The 16,361-nt window shown below is 71.5% G+C and carries 13 protein-coding genes; 10 read left to right on the forward strand and 3 right to left on the reverse strand.

Annotation, left to right across the window (positions count from 1 at the left end; translation table 11 throughout):
- The first annotated feature begins 13 nt into the window (after positions 1-13).
- Genes ACQP2T_RS14290 through ACQP2T_RS14320 form a run of 7 tightly spaced genes read left to right on the forward strand, consistent with a single transcriptional unit; the run spans position 14 to position 8,579 of the window.
- Positions 14-1,762 (forward strand): ABC transporter permease, encoded by a 1,749-nt coding sequence (locus ACQP2T_RS14290; protein WP_433516633.1) that lies wholly within the window; start codon positions 14-16, stop codon positions 1,760-1,762.
- On the forward strand, positions 1,755-2,864 hold the full coding sequence (locus ACQP2T_RS14295) for an ABC transporter ATP-binding protein (protein ID WP_433516634.1): 1,110 nt from the start codon (positions 1,755-1,757) through the stop codon (positions 2,862-2,864). Before ACQP2T_RS14290 ends, ACQP2T_RS14295 begins: the two co-directional genes overlap by 8 nt.
- Positions 2,861-3,943, forward strand: a complete 1,083-nt coding sequence (locus ACQP2T_RS14300; RefSeq protein WP_433516635.1) for an isocitrate/isopropylmalate dehydrogenase family protein — start codon at positions 2,861-2,863, stop codon at positions 3,941-3,943. The genes ACQP2T_RS14295 and ACQP2T_RS14300 overlap by 4 nt, the downstream gene beginning before the upstream one ends.
- Complete coding sequence (locus tag ACQP2T_RS14305; protein WP_433516636.1) at positions 3,940-4,587, forward strand: aspartate/glutamate racemase family protein; 648 nt, start codon at positions 3,940-3,942, stop codon at positions 4,585-4,587. The genes ACQP2T_RS14300 and ACQP2T_RS14305 overlap by 4 nt, the downstream gene beginning before the upstream one ends.
- Positions 4,584-5,681, forward strand: coding sequence for an Ldh family oxidoreductase (locus tag ACQP2T_RS14310; protein WP_433516637.1), 1,098 nt, complete (start codon positions 4,584-4,586; stop codon positions 5,679-5,681). Before ACQP2T_RS14305 ends, ACQP2T_RS14310 begins: the two co-directional genes overlap by 4 nt.
- Entirely contained in the window at positions 5,678-8,266 is a 2,589-nt protein-coding gene (gene acnA / locus ACQP2T_RS14315) for an aconitate hydratase AcnA (protein ID WP_433516638.1), read from the forward strand. The genes ACQP2T_RS14310 and acnA overlap by 4 nt, the downstream gene beginning before the upstream one ends.
- Before the next feature lie 55 nt (positions 8,267-8,321).
- A complete protein-coding gene (locus ACQP2T_RS14320; RefSeq protein ID WP_433516639.1) occupies positions 8,322-8,579 on the forward strand; it encodes an antitoxin in 258 nt (85 codons plus the stop codon).
- Positions 8,580-8,667: 88 nt separating this feature from the next.
- Here the strand turns inward: ACQP2T_RS14320 and ACQP2T_RS14325 are convergent, their stop codons facing one another.
- Positions 8,668-10,839, reverse strand: a complete 2,172-nt coding sequence (locus tag ACQP2T_RS14325; RefSeq protein WP_433516640.1) for a helicase-associated domain-containing protein — start codon at positions 10,837-10,839, stop codon at positions 8,668-8,670.
- Between the two features lie 114 nt (positions 10,840-10,953).
- Between ACQP2T_RS14325 and ACQP2T_RS14330 the strand changes: the two genes are divergently transcribed.
- Positions 10,954-12,189 carry a PP2C family protein-serine/threonine phosphatase gene (locus ACQP2T_RS14330; protein ID WP_433516641.1) on the forward strand — a complete coding sequence of 412 codons (1,236 nt, stop codon included), beginning with the start codon at positions 10,954-10,956 and terminating at the stop codon, positions 12,187-12,189.
- A 34-nt stretch (positions 12,190-12,223) separates the two neighbouring features.
- Positions 12,224-13,711 carry a cobyric acid synthase gene (locus ACQP2T_RS14335; RefSeq protein WP_433516642.1) on the forward strand — a complete coding sequence of 496 codons (1,488 nt, stop codon included), beginning with the start codon at positions 12,224-12,226 and terminating at the stop codon, positions 13,709-13,711.
- On the opposite strand, the gene ACQP2T_RS14340 is transcribed toward ACQP2T_RS14335, so the two are convergent.
- Positions 13,698-14,708, reverse strand: a complete 1,011-nt coding sequence (locus ACQP2T_RS14340) for a 1-acyl-sn-glycerol-3-phosphate acyltransferase (protein ID WP_433516643.1) — start codon at positions 14,706-14,708, stop codon at positions 13,698-13,700. The genes ACQP2T_RS14335 and ACQP2T_RS14340 overlap by 14 nt on opposite strands.
- 29 nt (positions 14,709-14,737) lie before the next feature.
- The gene (locus ACQP2T_RS14345; RefSeq protein ID WP_433516644.1) at positions 14,738-15,550 is read right to left on the reverse strand and encodes a patatin-like phospholipase family protein; all 813 of its coding nucleotides are present in this window, start codon (positions 15,548-15,550) and stop codon (positions 14,738-14,740) included.
- A 75-nt stretch (positions 15,551-15,625) separates the two neighbouring features.
- Between ACQP2T_RS14345 and ACQP2T_RS14350 the strand changes: the two genes are divergently transcribed.
- Positions 15,626-16,351, forward strand: a complete 726-nt coding sequence (locus ACQP2T_RS14350; protein WP_433516645.1) for a DUF3592 domain-containing protein — start codon at positions 15,626-15,628, stop codon at positions 16,349-16,351.
- Positions 16,352-16,361 lie beyond the last annotated feature (10 nt).

Genomic DNA, 16,361 nt, shown 5'->3' on the forward strand with positions numbered 1-16,361 from the left:
GAAAGGAGCGAAAGTGACCACCCTGTCCCCGCCGCGTCAGACGGCGCATCCGCCGCCGCGCTACCGCAGGCCGCTGGGGCTGGCGCGGGAGAGCTGGCTGCAGTACGGCGTGCTGCTCCTGCTCGCCGTACTGGTGCTGGCACCGGTCGTCCCGACGCTCTACCAGTCCTTCCTGGACCGGCCCCTGTACGAGGCGGGCGGCGTGCTGAGCGCCGGCAACTACGCGCGACTGTTCACCGAGGCGGGCTTCGGCCACGTCGTGCTCAACACGGCGCTGTTCGCCGGGCTCACCACCGTGCTCAGCCTGCTGATCGCGGTGCCGATGGCCGTGGTGGTGGTCCGCACCAAGCTGCCCGGCGGCCGGGTGTTCGCCGCCGCCATGCAGTGGCCGTTCTTCATCTCCTCGCTGATCCTCGGTTTCGGCTGGATCACCATGTACGGCCCGGCCGGGTTCGTCAGCGTCGAGGTGCGCAGGGCCCTCGGCTTCCTGCCGTGGAACCTGTACTCCATCCCCGGCATGGCGGTGACCGAGGCCGTGGCGCTGGCCCCCATCGCCTACACCTTCTGCGCCAACGCCCTGCGTCAGAGCGACGCCTCGCTGGAGGCCGCCGCCCAGGTGTGCGGGGCCGGGCCGCTGCGCATCCTGCGCTCGGTGATCCTGCCGCTGCTGCGCCCGCCCATCGTCTACAGCTCGATCCTGCTGGTCAGCATGGCGGTCGAGACGTTGAGCGTGCCGCTGCTGTTCGGCCAGCCGGTGGGCATCGACGTCTTCTCGACCTTCCTCTACCGCAACGGCCTGCAGTCGATCAGCCCGGACTACGGAGTGCTCGGCGCGGCGTCGGCGATCATCCTGCTGGTCACGATCAGCCTGGTGGCCCTGCAGGCCAAGCTGCTGAAGAACGCCCAGCGGTTCGTCTCCGTACGCGGGAAGGCCACCCGGCCGCGCCGCCTGGACCTGGGCTGGCTGAAGTGGGTGAGCGTGGCCGTCATCGGCTTCTATGTGGTGATGGGCGCCCTGGTGCCCATCGGCGGCCTGATCTTCCGCTCCTTCACGCAGATCTTCACGCCGCTGCAGTCACCGTTCAAGACCCTCACCGGCGACAACTACGAGCGGATCTTCACCTATCCGGTGTACGTCCAGTCGATCGTCAACAGCCTCCTGGTGGCCGCGATCGGCGCCGTCCTGGTGAGCGCGTTGTCGCTGCTGGCGGTGATGGTGTCGCGGCGCTCGGCCTTCCGCTTCGCCCGCGCGGTGGAATATCTGGCGCTCGCGCCGCAGGCGATGCCCGGCATCATCGTCGGCATCGGCCTGTTCTGGGCGCTGGCCTTCGCCCCCTTCGGCCTGGGCACGCTCATCCAGGGGACGCTGTGGGCGCTGGTCATCGGCTTCGGGCTGCGCGCCCTGCCCAGCGGGTTCGGCTCGATCTCGCCGTCGGTCATGCAGATCGGCCGGGAGCTCGACAACGCCGCCCGGGTCTCCGGCGCCGACTGGGTGCGCACCTTCACCCGCATCCTGGCGGCGCTGCTGCGACCGGCGTTCGCCGGCGCGCTGATCCTGACGTTCGTGACGCTGCTCAAGGAGTACTCGCCCGCGGTGTTCCTGGGCTCGGCGGACTCCAACATCATCGGCACGACGATGCTCGAGCTGTGGGTCCAGGGCAACACCGGCTCCGTGGCCGCGCTGGCCAGCCTCCAGATCGCCATGACGGCGGCTTTCGTCGGGATCGCCGGACTACTCCTTAAAGGACGCAACGATGCCTGAGGTCAAGGTCGACGGCCTGTGCAAGCAATTCGGGGACAACGCCGTACTGCGCGAGGTCACCTTCACCATCAACGACGGCGAGTTCTTCACCCTGCTGGGCCCCAGCGGCTGCGGCAAGTCCACCACACTGGCCTGCATCGCGGGCCTGGAGCGGCCGAGCGGCGGCACCATCGCCGTGGGTTCGGCCGTGTTCGCCGACGACAGTACGTTCGTCCCGCCGGAGGGCCGTAACCTCGGCATGGTCTTCCAGTCGTACGCGCTGTGGCCGCACATGACCGTCGCCCAGAACCTGGCCATGCCGCTGAAGATCCGCAAGGTGGACCGGCGGCGCCAGGACGAGCTGATCAGCGAGGCCCTGGGCAAGGTGGGCCTGGCCGAGCTGAAGGACCGCTATCCGCACCAGTTGTCCGGTGGCCAGCAGCAGCGCGTCGCGCTCGCCCGCGCCCTGGTCTACTCACCGAGCGTGCTGCTGCTGGACGAGCCGCTGTCCAACCTCGACGCGCAGCTGCGCGAGCAGGCCCGCGCCTGGCTCAAGCGGCTGCAGGAGGAGCTCGGCATCACCACCGTGTACGTCACCCACGACCAGGAAGAGGCTCTGGCGCTGAGCGATCGGATCGCGGTGATGTCCAAGGGCGACATGGTGCAGATCGGCACGCCCACGGAGATCTACGAGAGGCCCGCCACCGCCGAGGTGGCCGCCTTCGTCGGCCGGTGCAACTTCCTCAAGGGCACGATGACGACGCCCACGGAGGTGCGACTGGACTGCACCGGCCAGACCATCGCCGTTCCGCCCGGCGCCGCCGCCACCGGGCAGGCGGTCAGCGTGGCCATCCGCCCCGAACGGCTGGAGATCCTGTCCGCCGGACGCACGCCCCCCGACGACGTGAACGTGCTCAGCGCCCAGGTGCTCACCAGCTCCTACATCGGCTCCCGCTACGAGTACGGCCTGCGCCTGGGCGACCACGTCATCCAGGCCGAGACCACCCGTCCGGGGCTGACCGGCGAGGTCACGCTCGTCGTCGAGCCCGCCGCCTGCCTGCTCTACCCGACCACCGACGCCCTTCCCAAGGACGTCGAAGCACTCATCACCATCGCACAGTGAGGATCTCTGTGACTTCCTACCGTCTTGGCGTACTCGAAGGCGACGGCATCGGCCCCGAGATCGTCCCCGCCGCGATCCTGGTCGTGGACGCCGCGCTCGCCGCAGCGGGCGCGCCCCCCGTGGAGTGGGTGGAGCTGCCGCTGGGCAGCTCGGCCATCGACACCCACGGAGACCCCATACCGGACTCGACGCTGACCGCCCTGGAAGGGCTCGACGCCTGGCTGCTCGGCCCGCACGACAGCGCCGCCTACCCCGAGCCGTACCGCTCCCGCCTCAATCCCAGCGGCACCATCCGCAAGCATTTCGACCTGTTCGCCAACATCCGCCCGGCCAAGTCGTTCGAGGGGGCCGATGCCGTCGTCCCGGGCACCGACCTGGTCATCGTCCGGGAGAACACCCAGGGCTTCTACGCCGACCGCAGCACCTACAAGGGCACCGGCGAGTTCATGCCCACCCCTGATGTGGCCATCGCCATGGGCATCATCACCCGTCCGGCGGTCGAGCGGATCGCGGTCGAGGCGTTCGAGCTGGCCGCCCGCAGGCGCGGCAAGCTCACCATCGTGCACAAGGCGAACGTGCTGAAGCTGACCACCGGCCTGTTCCGCGATGTCTGCCAGGAGGTGGGCGCCCGTTACCCGCAGGTCACGGTGGACGACTTCCACATCGACGCGATGACCGTGCACCTGGTGCGGCGGGCGGACGACTTCGACGTGATCGTGACCGAGAACATGTTCGGCGACATCCTGTCCGACCTGACCGGCGAGATCGCCGGGTCGCTCGGCATCGCCCCGTCCATCAACGCCTCCCACGAGCGCGCCATGGCCCAGGCCGCCCACGGCTCCGCCCCCGACATCGCCGGGCAGGACCTGGCCAATCCGATCGCGATGATCCTGTCCAGCGCCATGTTGCTCGATTGGCTCGGCGCCCGCCACGAGGACATCACCCTGAGCCAGGCCGCCGCGCGGATCGAGGCGGCAGTCGCCGACACCGTCCGGTCCGGCACCCGTACCCGTGACATGAGCGGCACAGCCGGTACCCGCGCGTTCGCCGAGGCCGTCGCGGCCGGTGTCAAGCGATGACCTTCACGGTCGCGGTCGTCAACGCCACCCCCGCCTCCGTCCAACCGGCCACCGAGGGCCTGCGCGAAGGATTCCCGGAGGCGGCGGCCTGGCACCTGATGGACGACCGGCTCGTGACGGAGGCGGACGCGGCGGGGGGAATGACCCCTGCGCTGACGCGCCGGATGCTCGCCCTCATCGACTACGCGGTACGCGGCGGCGCGGACGCCGTACTGCTGTCCTGCTCGATGTACGGCCCGGTCGCCGAGCTGGCCAGGAGGCTGTACGAGGTGCCGGTCACGGGCTCCGACGAGCGGATGTTCGCCGAGGTCGCGCGGCGCCGCCCGGGCAGGGTGCTCGTGCTCAGCTCGCTCGACTCCGCCGCCGCCGATTCGGCACGGCGGCTCCAGAACGTGGCCGAGGGCGTCGGCGTGCGCGCGGTCGCCGCGCCGGGAGCCGCCGCCGCGGCCACCGCCCGCGACTGGCCGGCCCTGGCGGACGCCCTCGTGCGGGCCGCCGAGTTCGCCCTCGGCCCGGCCGAGCTGGTGCTGCTCGGGCAGTACTCCATCAGCCCCGTGCACGCCGAGCTGGCAGACCGGCTCGGCGTGCCGGTGCTCAGCCCGCCGCTCATGGCGGCGCGGGCGCTACGAGAGGCACTGGCATGAACCCCTCGCCCCTCGGCAAGGAAGGCGACATGATCCGGTCGTCCGACCTCGTCGCGTTCGGGACCGCGGTCCTGACCTCGCTCGGCGTGCCCGAGCAGGACGCGGCGCTCGTGGCCGACAGCCTCGTCACGGCCGACATGTGGGGACATCCCTCGCACGGCATGCTGCGCCTGAGCTGGTACGCCGACCGCCTCCACTCGGGCGTCATGCGCCCCGTGACCGTCGTGGCGACCGTGCTCGACGGCGGGGCCGTCGCCGTCCTCGACGGTCAGGACGGGATCGGCCAGGTCGTGACCGCGTACGCGGCCCGCGAGGCCGTACGCCGGGCCGGCGAGCACGGCGTCGGCGTGGTGGCCGTGCGCGACAGCAACCACTTCGGCACCGCCGCGTACTTCACCCGGATGATGGCCGCCGAGGGCTGCGTCGCCATCCTCACCACCAACGGCAGCCCCGCCATGGCGCCCTGGGGCGGCAGGGAGAAGACCGTGGGCGCCAACCCCTGGTCGATAGCGGTCCCCGGCGGGCGGCGCGGCCCGGTCGTGCTCGACATCGCCAACACCACGGTCGCCCGCGGCAAGATCTACGCCGCGCTGGAGCGGGAGCGGCCCATTCCCGAAGGCTGGGCCCAGGCGGCGGACGGCACTCCGACGACCGATCCGCGCCAGGCGATCGACGGGCTCATCCTGCCGATGGCCGGCCACAAGGGGTACGGGGTCTCGTTCATGATGGATGTGCTGTCCGGCGTGCTGACCGGCAGCTCCTACGCCACGGACGTGACCGGTCCGTACGTACCCGACCGGCGCAGTGGGTGCGGCCACCTGCTGTTCGCGCTGCGAATGGATGCGGTGGCCGACCCGGACGACTACGCCAGGCGGCTCGACGACCTGATCGACCGCACCAAGGCCGTGCCGCTCGCCCCCGGATTCACGGAGATCTTCTATCCGGGCGAGATCGAGGACCGCAACGCGGAGCAGGCCGCGGCCACCGGAATCGTGCTGCCGGACCGGACGCTGCGCGGCCTCGAACGGCTGGCGGAGACCTGCGGCGTCCGGCTGCCCAACAGCTCGACATCCCGCCAAGGACCGGCATCGTGACCTCCATCCTCACGGTGGGAACCCGCCACTACCGCATCCACTCAGTCGGCGACGCCGCCCGCCTCCCGTACAGCCTGCGCATCGTCCTGGAGAACCTGCTGCGGCACGGCGCCCCCGCCGAGCAGGTGCGGGCCGTGACCGGATGGGAGCCGCGCGCGGACCGGACCGCGGCCGTGGACCTGCATCCCTCCCGGGTGTTCCTGCACGACACCAACGGCGTGCCCGCGCTCGCCGACCTGGCCGCCATGCGTGACGCGATGGCGCGGCTCGGCGGCGATCCGGACCGCGTCAACCCGGCCATCCCCGCAGAGCTCGTCGTCGACCACTCGATCATCGCCGATGCCTTCGGCCGCCCGGGCGCTCTGGCCCGCAACGCCGAGCTGGACTACGAGCGCAACGCCGAGCGCTACCGCTTCCTGCGCTGGGGGCAGGCGTCGCTGCGCGGCTTCACCGTGGTGCCGCCGGGCAAGGGCATCATGCACCAGATCAACGTGGAACACCTGGCCCGCGTGGTGATGCGCCAGGACGGAGCGGCGTTCCCCGACCTGTGCCTGGGCACCGACTCGCACACCACCATGGTCAACGGGATCGGCACGCTGGGCTGGGGGATCGGCGGCATCGAGGCCGAGGCGGCGATGCTCGGCCAGCCGGTGTCCGTCATCGTGCCCGACGTGGTCGGGGTACGCCTGCACGGCGCGCTCCCTCCGGCCGCGACCGCGACCGACCTCGTCCTGACCCTCACCGAGTCGCTGCGCCGCCACGGCGTGGTCGGCAAGATCGTCGAGTTCCACGGGCCGGGCGTCACCGCGCTGCCGGTGACCGACCGGGTGACGATCTCCAACATGAGCCCCGAGTTCGGCTCCACCGCCGCGCTGTTCCCCATCGACGCCGAGACCATCCGCTACCTGCGCTTCACCGGCCGCGACGCCGAACACGCGGACCTCGTCGAGTCGTACGCCAAGGCGCAGGGCCTGTGGCACCACCCGCAGTCGCCGCCCGCCTACACCGCCGACCTCGACCTCGACCTGTCCACCGTGGTGCCGTCCATCGCCGGGCCGCGCAGACCGCAGGACCGCGTCCCGCTCGACGCCGCCAAAGCCGCCTTCCGGGCGCAGGCGCGGCCCGCCGCGCGGGCCAGGCTGGAGCGGAGCGGCCAGGAGATCGGCCATGGAGCCGTCGCCATCGCCGCGATCACCTCCTGCACCAACACCTCCAACCCCTCGGTGATGGTCGCCGCCGGGCTGCTGGCCAGGAACGCCGTCCGGCGCGGCCTGCGCGCCCAGCCGTGGGTGAAGACCACCCTGTCACCCGGCTCGCGCGTCGTCATGGACTACTACGGCGAGGCGGGCCTGACCTCCTCCCTGGAGGAGCTCGGCTTCCACCTGGCCGGATTCGGCTGCATGACCTGCATCGGCGCCTCGGGGCCGCTCATCGAGGAGGTGTCGAGGGCGGTGGCCGAGCACGACCTCGACGTGGCCGCGGTCCTGTCGGGCAACCGCAACTTCGAGGGCCGCATCCAGCCGGAGGTCCGCTCCAACTACCTGGCCTCGCCGCCGCTCGTCGTCGCCTACGCCATCGCCGGCACGATGGACCGCGACCTCACCACCGAACCCCTCGGCACGGACCCCGACGGCAGGCCCGTCTACCTGCGCGACGTCTGGCCCACGGCCGAGGAGGTGCGCGGCGTCGTCGAGGAGGTGATCCGGCCGTCGATGTTCACCCGCGCCTACGCCGACGTACTCGACGGCGACGAACGCTGGCAGCGGCTGGAGGCCCGGAGCTCCGCCACCTTCCCCTGGGACCCGGCGTCCAACTACGTGCGCCGCGCGCCCTACCTGGACGGCATGCCCCTCGAACCCCCGTCCGTCACCGACATCGCCGACGCCCGCGTACTGGTCAAACTCGGCGACTTCATCACCACCGACCACATCTCACCCGCCGGCGCCATCCTGCCCGGCAGCCCCGCCGGCCGCTACCTCACCGACCTGGGCGTGCCACGTGGCCGGCTCAACACCTATGCCTCCAGGCGCGGCAACCACGACGTGATGATGCGCGGTGCCTTCGCCAACGTACGGCTGCGCAACCAGCTGGCCCCTGGCACCGAAGGCGGGCTCACCCCGGACTTCCTCGACGGCGGCACGATCACCACCGTGTACGACGCCGCCCGCGGCTACCAGGCGGCGTCGGTCCCGGCCGTGGTGCTCGCCGGTGAGGGCTACGGCGCCGGCTCCTCGCGCGACTGGGCCGCCAAGGGACCCGCGTTGCTGGGCGTGCGGGCCGTCATCGCCAAGTCGTACGAACGCATCCACCGCTCGAACCTGGTCGGCATGGGCATCCTCCCGCTGCAGTTCCTACCCGGCCAGGGCGCCGACGAGCTCGGGCTGACGGGCCGGGAGACCTTCACGATCCGCGGCCTCGGCCCGATCGGCGACGGCCTGGTCCCGCCCACACTGACCGTCGCCGCCGACGACATCACCTTCGAGGTGAAGGTCCGGCTCGACACCGTGCGCGAAGCCGACTACTACCGGCACGGCGGCATCATGCCCTTTGTCCTGAGAGGTCTCATGTCGCGGTCATCGGTGTGACCTCGCGCCGCCTCTGGGTAGGGGGCGACTGTAAGGCACGAGGAGGGGAACACTCATGAGCCGCATCGGAGAATGGCTGAAGAAGGCCGAGGACCTGGCCAGAGGGCACTCCAAGCAGGCTGACCAGGTAGTGGATCGCGCCGAGCAGTTCGCCAAGGAGCGGACCGGCCACAAGTACGACGACCAGGTCGAAAAGGGCGCGGACGAGATTCGGCGCCGCTACGGAGGAGGCGAACCGCAGGGCGAGCAACCGCCGACACAACCCGGCCAGCCGCCGACACAGCCCGGTCAGCCGCAGCAGCCGCCGGAGTAGCGCGTTCGGCGCCCGGACTGACGACGCCTTGCCGAAGCGCGAGCGGCCGGCGCGGCGTCCGCCGAATGGCGGCCGCGGCTAGCGGGTCCTAGCGGCGGCGCCCACGCGGGTCGGGGGCGCGCCGGGTGGCGGGCTGTTCCACCAGCGTGGCGCCCGTCTCGGCCTCCACGGCCGGGGCGTAGCCCGCCGCTCGCAGGGCGCTCACCGTCTCCCGCTCCGGGCTGGCGCTGATCAGCACGGTCGGGGCGATCAATCGCAGGCCGAGCGCGCGCAGCGGCTTGGCGTGGACGAGCTCGGCCAGCAGTGCCTCGTCGTCGGAGCGGATGCAGCAGCCGGACCTCACCACCCGCATCCGCCCATGGGTCCGTCCGACGTCCTTGACCAGGTATTCCAGCGGCTGCGGCAGCTCGCCCTCCGCCACGGCCCGGAGCTGGTTGAGCAGGGCGGCCGGCTGGTGGCCGGAGTCGAGGGCGTGGCGTACAGAGGCGTGGCTGATGCGCCACACCACCGCGTGGCCTTCCGATTCGCGCACGCCGACCGTGTTGAGCAGGGCGGCCAGTTTCGCCTCAGGGGCGCCGCCCACCACGGCGGTCAGGTCGGTCTGGAAGCGGGCCGTGGTCCTGGGCGCGGGCAGTATTTCGGTCAGGACCGGGGCGAGCGCGGCGTCCGCGCTCTTCCATGCCTCGCCGGTACGGAGTAGATCGAGCACGGTGTGGCCGAGCCGGGTCAAGGCGCCCTGGCCGATGACGCCGAGGAGCGCGGCCTCGCGGAGCGTGGACTCGATGCGCTGGGCACCGGCCGGGCCCCGCGGAATCCGTGCGGGGCGGTGCCAGGTCGCCGCGGGCACCAGGTACGGCGGCGCGTCGGCCGCGCGCAGCGAAGGGGCGGCGCCCAGGGCCTCCAGCAGCGCGTAACGCAGACTGACGGCGTCCGGGTCGTCCAGGCCGGCCAGCGCGACGGGCGTCTGGTCGGGGTCGGGCCACCAGAGCGGGATGTCGCGGCACACGGTCCAGGCGGCGATGATCGGCACCAGCCGCTGGGCGGGAGTGCGCGACAGCCAGCGGTCATAGGCCGTGGTGGGCAGGACGACCTGAGGGGGCGGCGGCACCTTGGCGCGGCGGTTCGCGGGCGGCTCGGCAGGCTCGGCCAGGAGGCCCAGCAGGCCGGCGCGGAAGCAGAGCTCCAGCAGGAAGCGCACGGTCTCCGGGTCGGCGATGTCCTTGGCCAGGCGTTTGGTGTCGCGCACCGCGACCCCGCCGGATTTGCGGAGGGTGAGCGGCTGTTCGGCGCAGTCGGCGAGCAACCGTTCGAGTTGCCAGGTGAGCGTGCCCAACGCCGCCGCGGCCGCGGGCTCGACGCCCTCGGCCCGTGCCAGGTCGTGCGGCTCGGGAGGGTAGGGGGTGAACGTCGCCCGCAGCTCGCCCCGGACCGCGATGGCGACCTCGGCGGGCAGCTCGGCTATGTGGGGCACGCCCGCCGGGAGCAGCAGCCCGCGCGCCGCCAGCCAGTCCGCGCCGGCGTGCCCCGACCCGCCGGCGAAGAAGGCGTACTTGTTGCTCCCGTACGACCCCGCCTGGTGGAAACAGTGGGCCTCGACCATGGGCCCCTCGTAAGTGAGCCGCTCCAGCAGCTCTGTCGCCGAGGCGGGCGCCTTGTCCAGCAGGGCGTGCAGGAGTGCCGGATCCGTCAGGTGGGCCACGACGGCGCGTTCGGCGGCTTCCCGGCTCGGCGCCTTGTCCAGCCCCAGCGCGGTGGCCAGCCGATGGACCTCGGGCGCGTTGAAATAGCGGGCGACGAGGTAGGCGACGGAGCGGCCCAGCCCCATGCCGTCCGCCAGGTTCCGGTGGACGTAGGGCGCCACCGCGCACTGCTCGCCATGGGGCGGCTGGAGCAGGGCCTGCTCGGCCAGTCGTTCCAGGGCGGCGTCCGCCTCCGCCCGCAGGTCCTGGTCCTGCCCTGCCAGGAGGGTCAGCAGCTCGGCCCGGGGAACCGGGCGTGGATCGGGGGTGCGCCAGTAGTCGTCGGGGAAGGGGCCGTAGCGCTGGGTGGCCAGCCAGGCGATCGCGCGCAGGACCTGAAGCTCCGGGAGCGTGCAGAAGCTCACCAGCCGGGACACCACAAGATCCTGGTTGAGCAGGCGGGCGTAGTCCTCCAGCGACGGCTCACGACCGCGAACGCGCAGCGCGCCGCGATCGGCCACGAGCGCCAACTGCTCGGGAGCGCGCGAGGTGAGCCAGTCCATGAGGGCGTCGCGGGGCATGCCTGGCAGCGTAGTACGCGGCGGCCGCCGACTCTTCCCCGTCGCGGAGAAACGGCAGGTCTAGGGGCTCTCATCGGGGTATGAAGCCTCAGGGGAGACGTAGGAGGCGCGCCTATGCGAGGTGAGGGAGAGGCCATGCTGGGCGCCCTGCTGGACGCGAGCCACCTGGCCGCGATCGAGGACCTGCCGGCCCTGGTCGCCGCGCACGCCGAACCGGCCGGGTTCTCCAACGCCACGATCTACGTGGTCGACCTGCAGCAGCAGTACCTCGTCCCGCTGCCCGGCCAGCGCGACGCCGCGGGGGAGTCGCTGCAGGCGATCCGCATCGACTCCACGCTCGCCGGGCGGGCCTATCGCAATGTGGAGATCGTGCACGCCAAGCTCGCCGTCGAAGGGGAGCCGGAGCCGCCGCCCGACGAGGACCGGCGGCGGCTGTGGGTGCCGCTGCTCGACGGCACCGAACGGATCGGCATGCTGGCGGTGACCGTCTCCGCCGGCGACGAGGCCGCCGACCCGCTGGTCAAGCAGCTGGCGGGCCTGGTCTCCCTGATGGTGATCAGCAAGCGCTCGATCAGCGACACCTACGCCTCGCTGGTGCGCGCGGAGTCGATGACCCTGTCGGCCGAGGTGCTGTGGAACCTGATGCCCAACAGCAGCTTCGCCAACGACAAGGTGGTGGTCAGCGCCGCCCTGGAGCCCGCCTACGACGTGGGCGGCGACGCGTTCGACTTCGCCATCGCCGGAGACACGCTGCACCTGTCGATCTTCGACGCCATGGGGCACGACACCTCCGCCGGGCTGACCGCGACGATCGCCGTCGGCGCCTGCCGCAACAACCGGCGACGGGGGACCGGCCTGCTGGCGGCGAGCGAGGCCATCGACGAGGCGATAGCCGACCAGTTCGACATGACCCGCTTCGCCACGGGCATCCTCGCCGACCTGAATCTCAAGACCGGCGAGCTGACCTGGGTCAACCGCGGGCACTACCCGCCGCTGGTGACCCGGCGGGGCCGCCGGGTCGCCATCCTGGAGACGGTGCCGTCACCGCCGATGGGCTTCCGGCTGGGCCTGTCGGCCGGTCTGGAGCACTACCAGCTCGAACCCGGCGACCGCCTGCTCTTCTACACCGACGGCATCGTCGAGGCGCAGAGCCCGGAGGGGGAGATGTTCGGGCTTGAGCGGTTCACCGACTTCGTCGTGCGCCGCGAAACCGATGGCGTCTCGGCGCCGGAGACACTGCGCCGGCTGATCCAGTCGATCCTCGCGCACCAGCACGGCCGTCTCCAGGACGACGCCACGGTGCTGAGCGTGGAGTGGCGCGGCGAGAAGGAGCACCGGCTCACGATGTGAGCCGACATGGGAGCACCGCCCTACGATGTCAGCCATGAAGAGCGGAGCGCTGCTGGTCGCGGGCACCACATCGGACGCGGGCAAGAGCGTCGTCACCGCCGGGATCTGCCGCTGGCTGGCCCGCAAGGGTGTCCGCGTGGCGCCGTTCAAGGCCCAGAACATGTCACTGAACTCGTACGTCACCGCCGACGGCGCCGAGATCGGCCGGGCCCAGGCCGCGCAGGCGCGGGCCGCGGGTCTCGAACCCGTCGCCGACATGAACCCGATCCTGCTCAAGCCGGGCAGCGACCGCCGCAGCCAGGTGGTCCTCATGGGGCAGCCGGTGGCCGACGTCGACGCGATGGAGTACGGCCGGCTCAAGGACCTGCTCCGCGAGAGCGCGCTGGCCTCGCTCGACCGGCTGCGAAGCTCGTACGACGTGGTCATCTGCGAGGGCGCCGGCAGCCCCGCGGAGATCAACCTGCGCCGGGGCGACATCGCCAACATGGGCCTGGCCAGGGCGGCCGACCTGCCCGTGATCGTGGTGGGCGACATCGACCGCGGCGGCGTCTTCGCCGCCTTCTACGGCACGGTCGGCCTGCTGGACGCCGCCGACCAAGCCCTCATTTCCGGATTTGTCGTGAACAAGTTCCGAGGCGCCGTCGAGCTGCTCGAACCCGGCCTGGACCAGCTCAGAAGCCTCACCGGCCGCCGCGTCTACGGTGTGCTGCCCTGGCTGGACGGCCTCTGGATGGACGTCGAGGACTCCCTGGCCCTCGGCAGCCGCTCGATCGCCCCGCTGCGGCCCCACGGCGACCAGACGCTCCGCGTGGCGGTGGTCAAGCTGCCGCGGATCTCCAACTTCACCGACCTCGACGCCCTGGCCGCCGAGCCGGGGGTGCTCGTCCGCTTCGTGACCGACCCGGCGGAGCTCGACGACGCCGACCTGGTGGTTCTGCCCGGCTCGCGCGCGACGGTGGACGATCTGGCCTGGCTCCGCGACACAGGGCTGGCCACCGCCGTCCAGCGGCGTACCGGGCCCGTTCTCGGCATCTGCGGCGGTTACCAGATGCTCGCCCGCGAGATCCACGACGACGTCGAGTCGGGCGCCGGCCGGGTCGACGGCCTGGGCCTGCTTCCGGTCCGGGTGCGGTTCGCCGTGGGCAAGACGCTTGGCCGCCCGGCCGGTCACGCCTACGGGCAGCCGGTGAGCGCGTACGAGATCCACCACGGCGTCGCGACCGTCGAAGGCGGCGAGCCGTTCCTCGACGGCTGCCGCGTGGGCGACGTGTGGGGCACCACCTGGCACGGCGCGCTGGAGAACGACGGCTTCCGCCGCGCCTTCCTCACCGAGGTGGCCGAGCGGGCCGGGCGCGCCTTCGTCCCGGCGCCGGACACCGACTTCGCCCTGCTGCGCGAGAGCCGCCTGGACGCGCTCGGGGACCTGGTCGAGCAGCACCTTGACACGGACGCCCTGCTCGACCTCATCGAGAACGGCCCGCCCGCCGTCCCGCCGCTGCCGCCGGGGGCTAGTGCAGGGTGAGCCGCTGGGCGCTGATCCAGTCGTCGATGAGCTCCCACTGGTCGTACAGCCAGCGGATCCGCGCCTCGCGCGCCACGGGGATCCGCGAGGCGGGCACCCGCCACCACTTGGCGGTGATGTGCGCGCTGACGGGCAGCTTGCGCCACACGTCGCCCATCGTGATGAGGTCGTCCAGGCCGGTGTGCGCGACGAAGATGACGTCGGCCGCCGGGCAGGACTCGATGGCCGCGATGGCGCCGCCGGGGCGGGGCGGCAGCAGATGGTCCATGCCGCGGGCCCGCGAGGCCTCCTCTTTCAGCCCCTTCTCCTCCAGCCGCCGGATCGCCAGCCGACGGCGGCGCGGGGTGAAGTTGCCGCCCTCAGGGAAGATCACCAGCGCGTCGTCCTCGTCCATGGGCGCGGACAGCCGCCTGATCTCGTCGATGATGCCGCTCTCGGCGGTGCGGCGGGGCACGAAGGCGTTCGGCAGCCGGTTGATCACCACGTCCAGCGACGGGTCGAACTGCAGCGCGGCCTTCATCACGATCCGGGGCCGCCGGCCGTACAGGGCGAGGAGATGGTAGATCAGCAGGAAGGAGTCGCCGGGACCCGCGTGACGGGCCAGGACGATCACCGGGCGGGTCAGGCGGGCGGCCTGCTCCTCCTCGGTGAGCGGCGGTTCTTGGATGTCGACGGTGAGCCGGAAGATCCGTACGGCGGCGCCGTACACCTTGGTCAGGAACCACCTGATCAGCGCGTAGTGCCGCTCCTGATCCCGGTCGCGGCCGAACGCCCCCGCCACCCAGAGCCCGAGGCAGGCGATGAGCACCGCCGACTCCAGCGTCAGCCAGGCCACCCCGAACCAGACGAAGCGCAGCCCACGGCGCTGCGGCGGCGGGAGCCGCAGTGAGGCGGCGAACGTCACTCCGACCCACACCGGCAACGTGATGAGCACGACCACGGTCACCACGATGACCAGGGGGGCGAGGATGAGCCGTCGCAGGATGCGTGGGGGCAACAACGTCGGCCTCCAGGATGTTCAGGTCTTCATCGTCCTCCTGTCCGCAGGTAACGGGAAGATGCGTCATAGGCGCGTTCGATGTAGTGGGAGATCTGTGACAGGTCGCGGTAGCGCAGGTTCGACAGGGGCCGCGTCACTCCGGCGGGCAGCACGTGCACCTCGACGTCGGGCGGCAGCGTGGCCATCTCCTCGGCGAACCGGTGCCTGCGCGCGATCTCGAAGGCCACCATGCCCACCTCCCAGGGCCGCCGCGGCACGGTGAGCGGGCGCTCGATCCGCCCGACGTGCAGGACGTAGACGCGCTTGGCCCCCAGTTGCACGGCCCGGCCGACGGGGATGCTGTGCACCAGACCGCCGTCGAAGAAGTGCTCACCGCCGATGGACACGGGCGGCAGCAGACCGGGCACCGCGCACGAGGCCAGCACGGCGTCGACCAGCGGCCCCTGGTCGAACCAGTGGGCGGTGGCCCGCTCCACCGAGGCCGCCACGCACTGGAACGGCACCGCCAGGTCCTCGATCTCTGAAACCGGCAGCATCTCGCTCAACAACGCTCGAAGCGGCCCGATCGGGTGCAGATGGGTGCCGGTCTTCGCCAAGGTGGACAGCCGGGTGACCCACGAGCCGGCGAACGCCGTACGCACCACATCGGACCGCCACAGCGACGACAGCAGCTGCACCGCGCGGCCGGGATCGGCGGCCAGCAGCACGCCGTTCAGGGCGCCGACGGACGTGCCGACCACGAGGTCGGGCACGATGCCCTCCTCGTCGAGCGCCTGGAGCATGCCCACCTCGTGCGCGCCGAGCACGCCGCCGCCACCGAGCACGAACGCCGTCTGCACAGCAGCACGTTACCGGGATCCGGAAGTCCACCGGCACCTGGCCCGACAGGTACCCGCGTCGGGCAGACTCGTCCCATGCGGCGCGTACGGCTCTTCACCATCATCGGCGGGATCTTCGGTCTGATCGGGCTGGTGCTGCTCAGTGTCGGCATGGCGCTGGCCGCATCTACGGCAAGCTTCATGGCCTCGGCCCAACGGACCGACGGCACCGTGGTCGCGATGACCGCACGGAACACCACGACACGCGGTTCCGACGGCCATACCCGCAGGCGCATGTCGTGGTACCCGACCGTGGAGTTCACCGTCGAAGGCAGGCGATACTCGTTCCGGAGTTCCACCGGAAGCAACCCGCCGTCCTATGAGACGGGCGAAAACGTTCCCGTCGCCTACGACCCGGGCAACCCGTCCGACGCACGCATCGCGTCGTTCTGGTCAGCGTTCCTCGCTCCGCTGAGCGTCGGCGGGCTGGGCGTGGTGTTCACGCCGATCGGCGCGGTGCTGTTCGTCAAGGGACGACGGATGGCTCGGCTGCGAGCCTGGTTGTGGAAGCAGGGCCGGCCGGTGTGGGCGGAGATCGAGCATGTCGGACGCGACTTCACCGTGCGGGTGAACAACCGGCACCCCTACGTCGTCCATGCGACGTGGCAGGATGAGCAGACGGGCCGGACGCACACCGCGGTCAGTGACTATCTCCGCCATGATCCGAGCCCCCGGCTCCAGGGCCGGACCCACGTACGCGTGCTGTACGACCCGGCCGACCCGGATCGCAACCTGGTCGACCTGGACACCCATCCGTCGTAAAGCCCCGAAG

It is taken from the genome of Nonomuraea sp. CA-143628, from assembly GCF_050942315.1.
Lineage (GTDB): Bacteria > Actinomycetota > Actinomycetes > Streptosporangiales > Streptosporangiaceae > Nonomuraea.

Bases quoted from the DNA above. Each gene is read 5' to 3' on its own strand.
- ACQP2T_RS14295 (WP_433516634.1), top strand. From the start codon at position 1,755: ATGCCTGAGGTCAAGGTCGACGGCCTGTGCAAGCAATTCGGGGACAAC.
- ACQP2T_RS14305 (WP_433516636.1), top strand. From the start codon at position 3,940: ATGACCTTCACGGTCGCGGTCGTCAACGCCACCCCCGCCTCCGTCCAA.
- ACQP2T_RS14310 (WP_433516637.1), top strand. From the start codon at position 4,584: ATGAACCCCTCGCCCCTCGGCAAGGAAGGCGACATGATCCGGTCGTCC.
- ACQP2T_RS14320 (WP_433516639.1), top strand. From the start codon at position 8,322: ATGAGCCGCATCGGAGAATGGCTGAAGAAGGCCGAGGACCTGGCCAGA.
- ACQP2T_RS14325 (WP_433516640.1), bottom strand. From the start codon at position 10,839: ATGCCCCGCGACGCCCTCATGGACTGGCTCACCTCGCGCGCTCCCGAG.
- ACQP2T_RS14330 (WP_433516641.1), top strand. From the start codon at position 10,954: ATGCGAGGTGAGGGAGAGGCCATGCTGGGCGCCCTGCTGGACGCGAGC.
- ACQP2T_RS14335 (WP_433516642.1), top strand. From the start codon at position 12,224: ATGAAGAGCGGAGCGCTGCTGGTCGCGGGCACCACATCGGACGCGGGC.
- ACQP2T_RS14350 (WP_433516645.1), top strand. From the start codon at position 15,626: ATGCGGCGCGTACGGCTCTTCACCATCATCGGCGGGATCTTCGGTCTG.